The sequence below is a fragment of the Enterococcus hirae ATCC 9790 genome, assembly GCF_000271405.2.
GTDB lineage: Bacteria > Bacillota > Bacilli > Lactobacillales > Enterococcaceae > Enterococcus_B > Enterococcus_B hirae.
Genome location: NC_018081.1, coordinates 710,551 through 725,780 on the forward strand (window position 1 = coordinate 710,551; position 15,230 = coordinate 725,780).

Genomic DNA, 15,230 nt, shown 5'->3' on the forward strand with positions numbered 1-15,230 from the left:
TATCTAAGGGATACTACAGTCAACTATTGACTTAATCAATCTTACTGAAATTAGTTTTTTCATTATCCGTTACATATTTGATGACTGTATATTGATTGAATGAATCTGGTTTTTCAAATGAAATCACTAGATCAAAATCAGACTCTTTACCTTCATAACTATATTTCCCATAAATTTCTTTGACATTTTTATATTCTTGGCCTTTTCCTTTAACTGTCTTTAAATCAGCTGTTGATAATGTTTCTTTAATAAACTTCAATTTTTTTGGGTCCAATTTATTATTTTGGGTAATCGTTTTTTCAGCAATTTTTGTTAATTGCTTTACTTCTATATCTTGCTTATCGGCCCATGTCATTTCACTACTTGTCTGCGTTGGTTGACTGGAAGAAGCTGTACTATCAGTGCTAGTTGTATTAGTAGTTTTAGTTGATTTACCTGCCGAGCAGCCTGCCAATGCGAAGACAACCATACTTGCTAAAATTATTTTTTTCATTTGTTCATCTCTCCTTAAAATCATTTATCTCATTCTTCCTAAATTAGTACAAAAAAATTTAGTTGCTATATTAGTATAGTATTTTCGTTCATAATACTTTCCTAATTTTTTTATAGAACCCCACAAAAAAATTAATAATAAAAAAAATCCCTTTTAAAATTGCTTATAGAATAACTATAGTTACCTTTATTTATATTGGTTCCCCCAAAATTTAACGAACAAAAAATGGATATTTTGCGTTATAAAGTGATATTTACCAAGCGAAGGAAACTTCAAATGGAAGAGAATCAAATCTGTTTAGGAGAATTTAAAATGATTGAAGATTATATAGAAAAAGACATTATTAGAAAAGTAAAGTTAGTTGAATTTTTATTTGAATTAAAAGAACTGAACGTAAGCGAAACTGCAGAAAGATTGGGTGTGACATTCAACACAATCAAAGCGGATTTCCAAAAATTAGTCATTCGACTCGAAGATGATATCGACTATTATAAAATGACTAGTAGTCATCTACTGATATTTTTCAAACCATCTATTAGGCGCTATGATCTCATCAAACAAATTTACCAAGATTCTAATTTTTTAAGAGTTTGTTCCCGATATATCATGGGAGAAAATGATTATTTAACACTTGTGGATGAAGAGTTTTTATCTGTGACAAAAGTATTCAAAATAAAAAAAGATGTAGAGAACTATTTTGCAGAAGCACTCACCCCACTTACGAAGGAACCCGAAGAATCGCATGAGTTACAGTATCGCTTTTTGATCCTTTCAGTTTGGATGCGGTGTGACTATTTAGATACACAAATTGATCCCATAACAATGGAAAAAGCTGAAAAATATGCAGACAAACTACTTCATATCCTGTCTAATCGTTTAAATAAAACTCAATATACTTTCTTCAAATCCGCCATCTATCTTTCATTGGAACGGCGAAAAAGCAATCCAATTGTCTTTCCAAACGACACTATGAACATTTTTAAAGATGGTATCATTTTCAATATGTTTAGAGAGATTTTCATACAAATCGAGGAACCTTTAACAGATGAAGAGATAGCCTATCTAGCCCTTATTTACCGTACACTTCCTTACAATTCACCAAATTATTTCATGATCGAGATCGATTATCATTATGTAAGAAATCGCTTGATCACCAAGTTTAAAGAAATCGATTTATTGATCGAAATGTTTGAAAAAGAATTTGGTGTGAATTTATTTGGCAATATTTTGTTTGAAGTCCCCCTCTTTAACCTGCTATACACGTGTGCTTTGAACGTTGGTAATTTCTTAGTTACCAAACATATTTTCTTAAGTGCAGAGCAACTAGATTTATTAAATAAAGTCAAGTTTATTTTAAATAAATGGATTGAAGAACTTGATACTCCTATTCATCATATTCCTTATTTTCATCTGCAAGAATTTTGTCAGTTGACCTTTTTCATCTTGACCCATGGGAACCAATCAAAAATAGGTGTGGTCATCGTAGCAGAAAGTGAAACTTCGCATATCGTATTTCGGAATTCATTAGAAAAGAAAATGTCTACAAGTGATTTATTGATTGACACTACCCTTTATTATTCCATGGACGATGTGCCTAAATATATCAAAAAAACCGGTCATCTAATTATTTGTGAGCGAACGCTTTTGAATAAGGAAACCTTTAACACCGAGAATATTTTCCCAATCTCATTGAATTCCATCTCTAAGGATATCAATAAGATTGCGACACGTATCATGAACTTTGATTGATCTTCACTTGATACTGAAAAGAATTAGCAAGCAAGATCCAATTTGCTTGCTAATTCTTTTTTCTTTTCTATCACTAATAAAAAAGCTAGTTCAGTACCAATGATTTCACTCTGTTTGTTCGAATAAGCAATATTTCTTTTTTCCACTCAGTAAACTAGTTTGAACAAACTAAGAGCAAGGATGGGACAAAGATTATTTCTCTTCAAATCGCTACTATATAATCTTTATAATCTTTTGCTAATTCTTCTTCTGGCTCTTCGATGATATATCCTTGTTCCTTCAGCACTTTCTTAGTAACAACATAGTGTTTGACACCTGCTTCTACAATAACGACATTCGTTAAAATATTACTAATCTTCCCTGTAGCTAATTCCCCAGAGACAGCACAGGCCGAAACAGTGATTCCACGTTCTAATTTCATGATCATTTCTCCTAACTTCCTAAAATTACTTACTGTTATCATTATAAAAATTTACTTCTGCTCATTTTACAATTATTTTGGTAAAAATTTCTTCTAAGTTACTAAAAATGAAAAACATTCGTTCAAAGACCTTAAAGAATACTTTTTGCAATGAACTAGCAGAAAAAGAGAGCCGCTTTCCTCTTTTCTTAATTTATATTTTAGCAAAACATACAGATAACATTTTTTTATCTATTTCACCTCAGCCTATTTTTTTATCAATAAAATTAACTATCCATTCTTTTTCATTTTTAAACATACTGCTATATTCATACTAAAAACTTAAATGAATCTAGTTGAAAGATAGGATAGAAATAATACATTTCTTTAGCTTCCTTCGGTCAATGACTCTATTTAGTTGCACAAAGTATTAATTTTAACTATTTCTTCCTTTTTTTAGAACAGCCTCAATAATTGAAAAAAAATCAAAGTCAGTTGGAATTTTTTACTTTTATATCAAAAAGACGAACTTTAACAAAAAAACGCTCAAAGCGTTCTCTATGCTTTGAGCGTCTTTCATACCTTTTATTTAACAGGTACATTTACAGAAACAAGTTGTTTTCCATCGAAACTTAGACTTTCAATTGTAAAACTATTTGCTGAAGCTGGAATCTTATTACCAATATAAACTTCAAATTGGTTGCCTTCTTTTAATTTAAAGCCTGGTTTGTATTCCTTATTATCAACAGTTAATTTGATAGAACGGATATCTCCTTTGTAAGTCCCTGTTAGATACTCTGAATTACGTGTATATTCATTTGGAACTAATTCTGGTTGGGAAACTGAAACTTCTTGACTTACTAAGACATTTCCAGATTTATCTAGACCTTCTAATTTTATAGATTTTGAATCAGCCGTGATTTTATTACCAATATAAACTTCAAATTGGTTTTCACCAGTGATTTTAAAACCAGGATTGCTTTCTTGTCCATCTACTACTAATTTGAATTTCTTAATGCCGTCACCGTTGAATGTACCTCTCATATATTCATCGCCACGGACATATTCATTGATACTTAAAGTTGGGGATTGCACAGTGATTTCTTTTGAAGTCAATTGTTGTCCTGATTTATCTAATCCAATCAGCGTAAATGTCGTTGTTCCTACTGGTACTTTGTTACCAATATATACTTCAAATTTATTACCTTCAGTGATTTTAAATCCTGGGTAATTTTCTTGTCCATTAACTACTAATTTGAATTTTTTAATTGCTTGACCTGTGAACGTCCCTGTTAAATACTCATTGCCAGCTAGGTATTCATTTGGTTGTAACTCAGGATTTTGTACATTCACATCTTGAGAAACAATTTCTTGACCTGTTTTATCTATTCCCACTACTTTAATAGAATTAACATTTGCTGGTACTTTATTACCAACGTAAATCTCAAATTTACCGTCAGTTAATTTGAATCCTGGGAAGCTTTCTTGTCCATTAATAATCAATTTGAATTTTTTAACGCCTTCCCCTGCAACAGTACCTGTTAAGTATTCATTACCACGAATGTACTCATTAATTGTCAATTGCGGTGCTTCTACTGTTACATTTTGTTCGACAATTGTTTTGCCGGCTTTATCTAATGCTTCAAGCTTAATAACTTTTGAACTTCCAGTAATTTTACTTCCGATATAAACTTCAAATTTACCATTTTCTAATTTAAAGCCTGGTTCATATACTTTACCATCAACAGTTAGTCGGAATTTATTAATGCTGTTGCCTTGGTAAGAGCCTGTCATGTATTCACTACCTAAAACAAATTTATCGACAGACAATGATGGTGCTTGAACTTGTACTGTTTGAGAAGCAACTTGTGTGCCTGCTGGGTTAAATGCTTTTAATGTAAACTCAGTTGTTCCTTCTGGGACACGATTTCCTACATATACTTCAAGTTTTCCATTTTTTAATTTAAAACCAGGTTCATAGGTTTGTCCATTGACAATCAATTGGAATTTTTTGATGTTCCCAGTAATTGTACCCGTTACATATTGATCTCCTAATGTATATGGATTAAGTGTTAATGTTTGTTTCGATTTTTCTTCAAGTGCTTCTTGTGCTTTTTGGATTTTGGCTAATAATTCTGTTTTTGTTTCGCTTGCTTTTAAAGCATCCACTTTTGCTTTGGCTGCATTGATTTGCTCTTGCGTATTTTCTGGTTTTGGTGTATCTCCATTGAATAACGCATTTACTGCTTCTGTGGCTGCTTGTACTTTCGCAGCTTCTTCAGTTGCTTCATCCAATGCTTGTTGTGCAGCAGTGATTTTTGCTAGTAAAGCTGTTTTTACTGTCTCATTTGTTAATGCATCTACTTTTGCTTTGGCTGCGTTAATTTGTTCTTGTGTATTTTCTGGTTTTGGTGTATCACCATTAAATAACGCATTTACTGCTTCTGTGGCTGCATTTTCTTTTTCTACTTCTGCATTTAAAGCATTTTGAGCTGTCGTAATTTTTGCTAATAAAGCTGTTTTTGCATCACTATTTGCTAATGCATCCACTTTAGCTTTAGCTGCATCAATTTGTTCTTGTGTATTTTCTGGTTTTGGTGTATCTCCATTGAATAACGCATTTACTGCTTCTGTGGCTGCATTTACTTGTATTTCGTCTAAAGCATTCTGAGCTTTTGCAACCTTTGCAAGCAAGTCTTCTTTTGCTTGACTATATGGCAGAGCATTTACTAATGCTTTGGCAGCGTTAACCTGTTCACTTGTATTATTAGGTTTAGGTACTTGATTATCATTGAATAAGTTATTCACTGCTACCGTAGCTTTATTTATTTGATCTACTTCAGCGGATGCTTTATCTAGAAACGGTGTAAGGAAATTAGCCCAGTATGCTGAGATATAGCTACTACTAATATCTCTTGGAATATAATTATTCATTTCTTGACGAACATTATCAATTCTACTTTGAGTAACACCTGGAGCTAAGACACCACTCGTTGAATAAATTGAGTCAAGCAATGTACTGATTCTGTTTCTACTTGTGATTGCACTTTGTGGGACATCGGTGAATTTACGATAGTTACTTGTATTCCAACGAGCAATATCTCCCTTACCAGTAGCCACATTAATAGAAAAATTAGTTGATGTTCCTTCAGCTTGGAATGTCACTTGAACATTTATTGTATTTGAATATTGCGAAGTAGAAAACTTCACATTTTTCCCTTGAACATTAACCTTTATGTCATTCGCTGTTAATGTGGAACTAGGTTGTTTGAAGATTGAAAAAGTAATTTGAAAAGTAGCTCCTCGCACAGTATTTGGTAGTGTCCCAGAATAATTATTCGTCGGTGTTGATGGTAATACTTCTCCAATATTCCAATCAAAATTGGAAGGATTCACTGTTTTTCTTTCTGTAGCTGTTTGATTTTGTTTTTGAGTCAACGTGTTCTCGTTTGAAATAGCCTCCGAATTTTTTGTATTTTTTTCAGCAGTAGTTGCTGTTTGATTTTTTTCTGCTGCATAAACCAATGAGGTTCCTGCACTAGCTGCACTTGAAACAAGCACTAAGCCTGCAGCTGACGCAGCAAGTAGTTGTTTTCTAAGTTTTTTGCTTTTTGATAGATTTTTCTTTCCCATTTTACATTAAAACCTCCTATTAAATTGTCAATAAATTTTTATTGATAGACAAATTATAGGCGACCTCCAAAAAAATTTTTTTCACGTTTTTTCAATTTCAAGAATACTTATGTTAAAAAATAAAAATCTCCAATCGAATAAACGTCTATCCTTTTTCCTATAAAAAATGATTGCTCTCCTAAAGTTATCCACATCAAATATTGTTACATCAATGTCTTAACTCATTCCTAGCAAAATAAATTTCTTCTATCTTTTTTGAAATATAAAAAAAAATATCTGAGCCACTAATAATATGCTTAGGTCCTAAACAGAAATCTTTATTTGGATAGGAGAAAGGATGAAATACAATGAAAAAGAAAATAATTGTTACTTCAGCTACTGGTATCATGCTATTTTCAAATTTACTTTTACCAAGTGCCCAAGTACTAGCTACCCAAGAAAATCTCTCATCAACTAATACTCAAGTTATTCCTAAAGCCTCAACGCAAAGTTTTACATTAAAAGGCTACGATAATACAACTTTTGCTCAAATCAGTGTTGCTAACAGTAACCTTCACTTGCAAACCTTCGCTGTTCAACCACATTGGGGCTTCTATGGAGATACTTACGCAAGTTTACAAATTAAGCGTGGAACACAAGACGTCTACAAAAAAAGCTTTGTCGGCAACCAAAAATTGACAGCTGAACAAAAAGATATTCCTTTGCAGGATGGAGATATCGTAACAATCACTCATCGTGAAGCGAATGATACTCGTTTTGCTGTCAATGACCCATCATTAAAAGGTAATACTTCTGGCGATTACACTTATGTCGTTAAAAATGGCAAATTAAGCAATATTACTTTACAACTAGCAGAAGCGACAAAAGCAGTCAATGATTTATTCAATGGCGACACACCTAAACTGGGCATCACCCAAGAACAAGCAGATGCAGCAGCGGCTAAACTTAACGCACTACCAAATTATCTGCCCCAACTTGGGCAATTATGGAATAAGCTAGAAAAAGCTTACAATGCTATCAGTGTCCATGCTGAGACACAAGGTTTCACCCTAAAAGGTTACTATGATCGAACATTTGCTCAAATTAGTGTAGTGAATAGTACTCTTCACTTACAAACAATGGCCGTTGAACCACACTCAAGATTTTATAGTGATATTTACGCAAGTTTACAAGTTAAACGTAGAACACAAGTGGTTTATCAAAAGGACTTTGTCGGCAATCAAAAATTGACAGCTGAACAAAAAGATATTCCTTTGCAGGATGGAGATATCGTAACGATCACTCATCGTGAAGCGAATGATACTCGTTTTGTTGCTACAGATCCTTCTTTAAAGGGCAATACTGCCGGCAATTACACCTATTTTGTTAAAAATGGCAAATTAGAAAACATCACTTTGCAACTGGCAGAAGCAACGAAAGCTGTCAACGAGTTGTTCAATGGCGACACACCTAAACTGGGCATTACCCAAGAGCAAGCAGATGCAGCAGCAGCTAAACTTAATGCACTACCAGATTATCTAACTCAACGCGATCAGTTATGGAATAAGCTGGAAAAGGCCTACAATGCCATCAGTGTTCAAGCTGAAACACAAGGATTTACCTTAAAAGGTTATGATAATACAACCTTTGCTCAAATCAGTGTTGCTAGAAGTAACCTCCACTTACAAACCCTCGCTGTCCAACCACATTGGGGCTTCTATGGAGATACTTACGCAAGTTTACAAATTAAACGTGGGACACAAGTGGTTTATCAAAAAAACTTTGTCGGCAACCAAAAATTGACAGCCGAACAAAAAGATATTCCTTTACAAAATGGGGATATCGTAACGATCACACATCGTGAAGCGAATGATACTCGTTTTGTTGCTACAGATCCTTCTTTAAAGGGCAATACTGCCGGCAATTACACCTATCTTGTTAAAAATGGCAAATTAGAAAACCTCACTTCGCAACTGGCAGAAGCGACGAAAGCCGTCAATGATTTATTCGATGGCGAAACACCTAAAGCTGAAAATACACAAGAACAATTAAACACAGCTTTAGAAAAAATCAATGCTTTACCTAACGGATTAGCTGAACGAACAGCTTTACAAAAAAATATGACCAAGCTTATCTTGCATTAAAAACCTATAAAAAAACGATGTTCACCACAGCATATCCAGGAAATACTGCTGCTGCAGGAATTTTAATGGGGAAAGATCATGATCGTCAAGATTTAGGTATCCAATTAACAAAAGGTGCAAAAATTACCATTAGACAAACGAATCCAAAATTCACTTCAAAAATGACGTTGCGTTTATTAACCAATAATTCAAGTACTGAATCTGCTATTGATTTCACAACAAACAATGTCACACTAACTGCTAAAGCTTTAGCAGTACCATTTGTTTATACGCCATATAATCAAGAAAATGGGGAAAAACCACAATTAGAATTTACTGTAGAAGGACAAAAAATCCTATTACCTGTCTTTAGTAAAAATGGGGATATCGAAGCATTTAAAGATACTTGGAATCAAACAAAAGGTTATGGATTGATCAAAGGAAAGAGATTTCAAACTTTCTTACCTGAACAAAATCGCAATCAAGCTTTAAAAGTGGACCTCAACCGTCTAATTGATAAATATGATAATGATATTATCGGATCCTATAATGAATTATTAGGTTTATCTGACAATGACCCAAATCCATTGAACCGTTCTTCAGAACGTAGATATTTCTATAAAGCAGATGCTTCAGGTGCGGGTGCTCTTTATTATGGTGGCCTTTGGGCAGCACAAACTAGTACGTCTGGCGACGCTTGGTTAGGCGATGGTTGGGGAGTGCTTCATGAAACTGGTCACGGCTATCAAGGAAGCTTTATGAACAAAGGAATGGATGTCGGTGAAGTTTGGAATAATCTATATGGTGTAATTTATAATTACAAACACATGGGTAAAACTGCTGCCGATAAAAATTCTTGGCTTTATGATTATGGACACAAACAATCCATTGAAAATGCATTAAAGAATACAATCAATAGTGCTGATCCAAAATTCAATAGTCAAGATTTACGTAAAAAATTAGTCATTCTTTCAAACATCGTTGATAAAGCAGGAAATGAAGGCTTTACAAATTTCTATACAAACTACCGAAAATTTGCTAGTCAGTCAGGATTCAATGCCAATAACTATCCATTACCAGATTTGATCACAACTGAAATGGGTGCACCGAAGAAAGTGGACTTTTCTGCTGTCTTAAACGCTTGGGGCTTATCAGTATCAGAAAAAGCGAAAAAAGCAGCCGCAGATAATGGCTACCAACAAGTGGCTCATTTGGCACAAGTGGTTCCTGATAATCGATTAGATGCAGCGATTCAACAATTGACACAAAATAATCGTCTAAGTTCCGTTTTATCTTTAGTTACAAATGAAGAATTAAAACCATTGAATCTAACAAGCAACGTTACATTGAAGTTTAAAGACGGCAACTTGTTCGAAGGTATGAAATTGCGTATTTTAGATGGAAATAAACTTTATAAAGAAATTACTTTAGGTAGCGATCCAGTTACGATCAACAACATGCCAAATGGTGTATACTCTCTTGAATTGGGAACAGACACTGGTTATATCCAAAAACCATATCTTTTTGTGAAAGACAATGGTACAGTAACTATTTCATTAAATAACTATCTCAAAGAAGCCACAGAAGCTGTTGACCACTTATTCCAAGACAATGATCATTCGAAAATCAAGACAAATCTGATGCAAAAAGATATTGATCAAGCCAAGAAAAAAGTAACGGCTTTACCAAACAGTAGCCAAAAAGATAACTTATTGACACGATTAAATAATGCTTTTGATCAATTGCAAGAGTTTACTTTCAAAGGATTAGGAAACTTCCATTTTGCTTCCTTTGACGTAGCAAATGGCGTAGCAACCGTACGTACAATAGCTGGTACTCCGCATAGTTACTTCAATGATCGCTATGCAAGTATCACTATTTCACGTAATAATGAAACGCTCTATCAAAAAGAATACATTGGAGATCGTCATTATGATGCTAAAACGGATACGATCAATTTGAAGGAGGGCGACACAGTTACTGTGACACACCGAGAAGCAAATGCAACTCGTTTAGCCATCAATCATGAGAACTTGAAACACAATACAAGAGGAACATACCATTACGATGTACGTAACGGACAATTAGTTCTAAGAAAGTAAAAAATGTTATTAAAAATTCTATACTAACTATTTAACTGAAGCTGGAGCAACGATTGCGGCTCTTTGTCAATCATGAAGAGACTGGGACAAAACTTGTCTCAGTCTCTTCTAGTATTTCTAAATACGAATAAACGGTGAGATAAAACTAGTATCTTCGGAAAATTTGAGGAGCACCAAGCAGGTAACAATCAACATCAAAAACTAGTGTTTGTATTTCTTGTCAATTTTCGGAAATTCTTTCTTATTTCTTGATACTGAATAATTTTGTCTCAACCTCAAATTATAGAGTCACTATTGCCCCAGCCACTTTATTAAGGATGATTATTTTATGAAACGATCACGCAATCAAAAAATTGATCACTTGAGAGCATTAGCAATTTTGTGTATCATTCTTGCTCATACAGGATTACAAGGAATCCTGTTCAATTTGCGTTGTTTTGATGTGCCATTAATGGCCTTTTGTTTAGCTATTTCTTATTACTATAGCAGCAAGAATCTCTCCTATATTTCCTATGTCAAAAAAAGATTCACTCGTTTAATGGTTCCAACTTATATATTTCTGGCGTTATTATTTACATCACTTTTTTTCATTGCTCAGATTACCGATACTCCTTATCAATTTAATATTTTTTATATTTTGCACGCTTTTTTCATGGATACAGGTTATGGTTATGCTTGGATTATGCGAACGTTTTTTCTTGTATCTTTACTCATGCCCTTCCTGTATAAATTGAGCAAAAAATATCAGCACTTTGTGGAAATACTTGGTATTTTCACTTTATTATTAATCCTCCAAATCTTTTTAGTTTATTTGATTCCTTATGTTCCAAGCTCATGGCAAATCCTTTATACTCAACTCGTTCCTTTAGCTTTTGGCTATTGTCCGATTGCTTTACTAGGATTACTTGTTTTTCAATTAGACCGAAAAAAACTATTACACTTATCAATTGTTATCTTATGTTACTTAAGCATTAGTTTCTATCTCTACGGACTCCATGGATTAACTTACTTTAAATACCCACCACAGTTGCCTTTTATTTTATATGGCTGTTTCTGTGGCTGTTTCTTATGGTATATGTTAGCTAAATATGAAGGGAATTTCTTCGCCCCTATCAGTAATTATCTTTCTCTTCATTCACAAGAACTTTATTTTATTCATATTTTCTATATTTATATTTATGAGTTTTATTTACCAAAGGAAGGAAGTCTGTTAAACAATTGGTTCTTTAATTTTATCTATTTACTTTCTATGTCATTACTTACGTTGTTTTTGATCAATCAAGGCAAAAAGAAAGTAAAACAAATTAAGAACAAAACACGCCAAGTAGAATGTGACGAGTAACCGCAGAAGCAGGAAAGAAAAATCTCTCGCATCAACTTTCCCTACTGAAAGTCAGCTGTTTAAACGTCTTTTAGCCATTTTTTACATGCGAAAGAGCTTGGGCTGTTCGTTTTTGTCCCAAGCTCTTTTGATTTATTCTTCTTCTGCTTCAGGCAATTGATGAAATTTGATCAACTCATTCACAGCCACAGGTACGACTGATAAAAAGCCTACTAACAACCAATGGTTTAAGCTAACATGCACTAAGCCAAAGAGTTCTTGGGTAAACGGTAAAAGTGCAATGACCGTAGTGATGACCAATGAAAGTACCGCCATTTCCAATAACGATTTATTCGTTGCTAAGTTCACTTTGAAAATTGACTGACTGCTACGCACATTGAATACATGGAGGATTGACGAGTATGCTAACACTAAAAAGGCAACTGTCTGTCCAACTTCTTGTCCTGCATCGACCCAAGGGCTAATAGTATCGACATAGCTTCCCAAATAATAACCAAACAAAGTCACGATCGTAAATATAGTCGCATTGATCGCAATTTTTTGTAGTAATCCTCGAGCAAAAATCCCTTCATTCTTAGGAATCGGTGCTTCGTCCATGATCCCTTTTTCTGCTGGTTCACGCCCCAAAGCAAATCCAGGCAACCCATCAGCAACCACGTTGACAAACAACAATTGAACTGCTGTAAACGGTGCTCCCCAGCCCACTAGCATCGCAATCAACACAATAAAAATTTCTGAGACATTACAACTCAACAAAAAGTTGATCGCTTTACGAATGTTTTGATAGACGGAACGTCCTTGACTAACCGCATCGACGATCGTTGCAAAGTTGTCATCGGTCAAGATCATATCTGATGCACTCTGTGCCACGTCAGTTCCAGTGATTCCCATTGCACACCCTACGTCACTTGCCTTCAAGGCGGGAGCATCGTTGACGCCATCTCCAGTCATAGCCACCACGGCACCAGTTCGTTGCCATGATTTAACGATCCGGATCTTGTCTTCCGGCGTAACACGAGCATAAACAGAAAGGTCTTTGACACGCTCGTCTAATTCATCATCAGATAGTGCTTGTAGTTCTGAGCCCGACAGTGCTTCGGCTGGATTTGATAAAATCCCTAATTCTTTGGCTATGGCACTAGCCGTAACAACATGATCTCCTGTGATCATCACTGTTTTGATTCCTGCTTTTTTTGCTCGTTTGATTGCTCCTTTACTTTCAGGACGAGGCGGATCAATCATACCGATCAAACCAATCAAACGTAAATCTTTTTCTAATGCTTCTGAAGTGATTTCTTGCGGTTCTTCTTTATAGGTAGCATAACCTACCGCAATGACCCTTAAAGCTTTTTTCCCAAAGCTATCATTGACGATCGTGGCCTGTTCAATGTCTCCTGAAGTAAAACGCGAAGCTAGGACGTCAAAAGCGCCTTTCGTAATTGAAATGTATTTTTCACCCATTTGATGAACCGTTGTCATCATCTTACGGTCTGAATCAAAGGATAGTTCTGCCACTCTCGGGTACTTTTCTTCTAATTCCTCTTTTGTGTGATAATTTTCTTCAACCGCTCGTACGATCGCGGCTTCTGTAGGGTTTCCTTTGACAATCAATTCATCATTTTCTTTTTCGACCGTCACATCGGTACAAAGAGCAGCCATCTTCAAGATTTCCATCGCACTGTTGGTCATTGAGTCCTCTACATCAGTCACTTCATCTTCTTTGCTCCAAACTCGGCGGACACGCATTTTATTTTGTGTCAGCGTTCCCGTTTTATCTGAACAAATCACATTGGCTGTTCCTAAAGTCTCAACTGCGGGGAGCTGACGAATAATGGCATGTTTCTTCGCCATTTTTTGGACACCATATGCTAAAGTCAATGTAACGATAACTGTCAATGTTTCTGGCACCGCAGCGACGGCTAAAGAAATGGATGTCATAAACATTTCCAGTAAGGGTTCTCCTTGGAGTTCACCAATAATAAACACTAACGCTGCAGCAGCTAATGCGATAAAACTGATGCGTTTGCCTAGTTGATTCAATCGAATTTGTAATGGTGTTTTTTGAGCAGTGTTGTCATTTAAAAGTCCAGCAATCTTACCCATTTCGGTTTTCATCCCGATAGCGGTCACAATCGCTTTCCCACGACCAGCTGCGACTGTACACCCTTTAAACACCATATTGATTTGATCACCTAAGGCATCATCTTCTTGACTCACATAATCTGCATCTTTTTCGACCGCTTCACTTTCACCAGTCAGTGCCGATTCCTCTACTCTTAATTGCGAGGTTTCAACTAATCGAGCATCCGCCGCAATGGCTGAGCCAGATTCCAAGACCAGAACATCTCCCACAACTAGGTGTTCAGCATCCACTTTTTCAACTTTGCCATCTCGGATGACTGTGGCAGTTTGCTTGTTCATATCCTGAAGAGATTCCAACGCTTTTTCGGCATTTCCTTCTTGTACGATAGCTAATACTGAATTAATGATTACGATCGCAATGATCAACAGTCCTTCAAATAAATCCCCATGTTCGGTGGCAAAGGCAGTATAAAAAGAAATGACTGCTGCTACAAGTAAAATAATCGTAGTAAAATCAGATAAACTTCGTAAAAACTTTTTTGCCAATGACTCTTTAGGCGCTTCCTCAAATTTGTTTTTCCCTTGTTCTTGACTTCTTTTTTCTGCTTCTTGGGTCGTTAACCCCTGTTCAATTGTTGTTTTTGTTTCACTCTCCAATTCTTTCACTGTTTTCTTAAAATCATCCATCCTATTCCTCCTTTATTTTAAGCACACAAAAAAGGTACTTATTTTACTATACCACTGTTAAATTGCCTTATTCAACTATACCGCTTGTTGCTTCTCTAAAATAAGCATATCTCGTGAGCTTCTTTTTTGCAACCGCTAACAAAGTGTGCTATATTATAAGTGTAAGGAAGGAGGATACCATCAAATAAACAAAAGAATTTCTCGATAGATTAGTATAAGCAAACAAAGTTGTTAAAAGGTACAGGTTTCACCAATGAGGTCATGTGAAGTATAATCTTTTACAAATAGTGAATGCGTATGAGGCGTTAGATCATGCAGTATCTAAACCAGAAGTAACATGATACGTAAAAAAGAAGAACATGAATATCTGAAAACTGAATAGAATCAAGAGATGTTTCAACTGTTGAAGATGTAACAAAAACAAGATTTTTTGTTTATCAAGAAGAAATTCAACACGGTACTTTGCATGGGTCATGGAAAGTTACACTTATTTTGTTTATTTGATTCCTTCCGCATACGAAGAGCTGGGCTTATCGAGAGCCCAGCTTTTTTTGTCGCCTGAGTTTATTTATCTTCTGCAAGAAACGAATCCATGTCTCCTACACTTTTTAATTCCAACTAAAACAAAGAATAGAAAAAA

Annotated in this window: 8 protein-coding genes; 4 read left to right on the top strand and 4 right to left on the bottom strand. The window is 35.0% G+C overall.

The window, feature by feature from the left end; genetic code table 11:
- Nucleotides 1-31: 31 nt before the first annotated feature.
- Nucleotides 32-493 carry a hypothetical protein gene (locus EHR_RS03480; protein ID WP_010736873.1) on the bottom strand — a complete coding sequence of 154 codons (462 nt, stop codon included), beginning with the start codon at nt 491-493 and terminating at the stop codon, nt 32-34.
- 312 nt (nt 494-805) lie between these two features.
- Between EHR_RS03480 and EHR_RS03485 the strand changes: the two genes are divergently transcribed.
- On the top strand, nt 806-2,242 hold the full coding sequence (locus EHR_RS03485; RefSeq protein ID WP_223603461.1) for a helix-turn-helix domain-containing protein: 1,437 nt from the start codon (nt 806-808) through the stop codon (nt 2,240-2,242).
- 202 nt (nt 2,243-2,444) lie between these two features.
- Here the strand turns inward: EHR_RS03485 and EHR_RS03490 are convergent, their stop codons facing one another.
- Both EHR_RS03490 and EHR_RS03495 read right to left on the bottom strand, forming a co-directional pair.
- Complete coding sequence (locus tag EHR_RS03490; protein WP_010720317.1) at nt 2,445-2,663, bottom strand: hypothetical protein; 219 nt, start codon at nt 2,661-2,663, stop codon at nt 2,445-2,447.
- A gap of 564 nt (nt 2,664-3,227) precedes the next feature.
- Nucleotides 3,228-6,275 carry an immunoglobulin-like domain-containing protein gene (locus EHR_RS03495; protein ID WP_010736871.1) on the bottom strand — a complete coding sequence of 1,016 codons (3,048 nt, stop codon included), beginning with the start codon at nt 6,273-6,275 and terminating at the stop codon, nt 3,228-3,230.
- Between the two features lie 347 nt (nt 6,276-6,622).
- Between EHR_RS03495 and EHR_RS14425 the strand changes: the two genes are divergently transcribed.
- The 3 genes from EHR_RS14425 (at nt 6,623) to EHR_RS03505 (ending at nt 11,821) form a co-directional block, all read left to right on the top strand.
- On the top strand, nt 6,623-8,398 hold the full coding sequence (locus EHR_RS14425; protein WP_014834344.1) for a putative mucin/carbohydrate-binding domain-containing protein: 1,776 nt from the start codon (nt 6,623-6,625) through the stop codon (nt 8,396-8,398).
- Nucleotides 8,399-8,415: 17 nt separating this feature from the next.
- Complete coding sequence (locus EHR_RS14430; protein WP_243464878.1) at nt 8,416-10,479, top strand: putative mucin/carbohydrate-binding domain-containing protein; 2,064 nt, start codon at nt 8,416-8,418, stop codon at nt 10,477-10,479.
- 328 nt (nt 10,480-10,807) lie between these two features.
- The gene (locus tag EHR_RS03505; protein ID WP_010736869.1) at nt 10,808-11,821 is read left to right on the top strand and encodes an acyltransferase family protein; all 1,014 of its coding nucleotides are present in this window, start codon (nt 10,808-10,810) and stop codon (nt 11,819-11,821) included.
- A gap of 132 nt (nt 11,822-11,953) precedes the next feature.
- Here the strand turns inward: EHR_RS03505 and EHR_RS03510 are convergent, their stop codons facing one another.
- On the bottom strand, nt 11,954-14,590 hold the full coding sequence (locus EHR_RS03510; protein ID WP_010736868.1) for a cation-translocating P-type ATPase: 2,637 nt from the start codon (nt 14,588-14,590) through the stop codon (nt 11,954-11,956).
- Between the last annotated feature and the right edge of the window lie 640 nt (nt 14,591-15,230).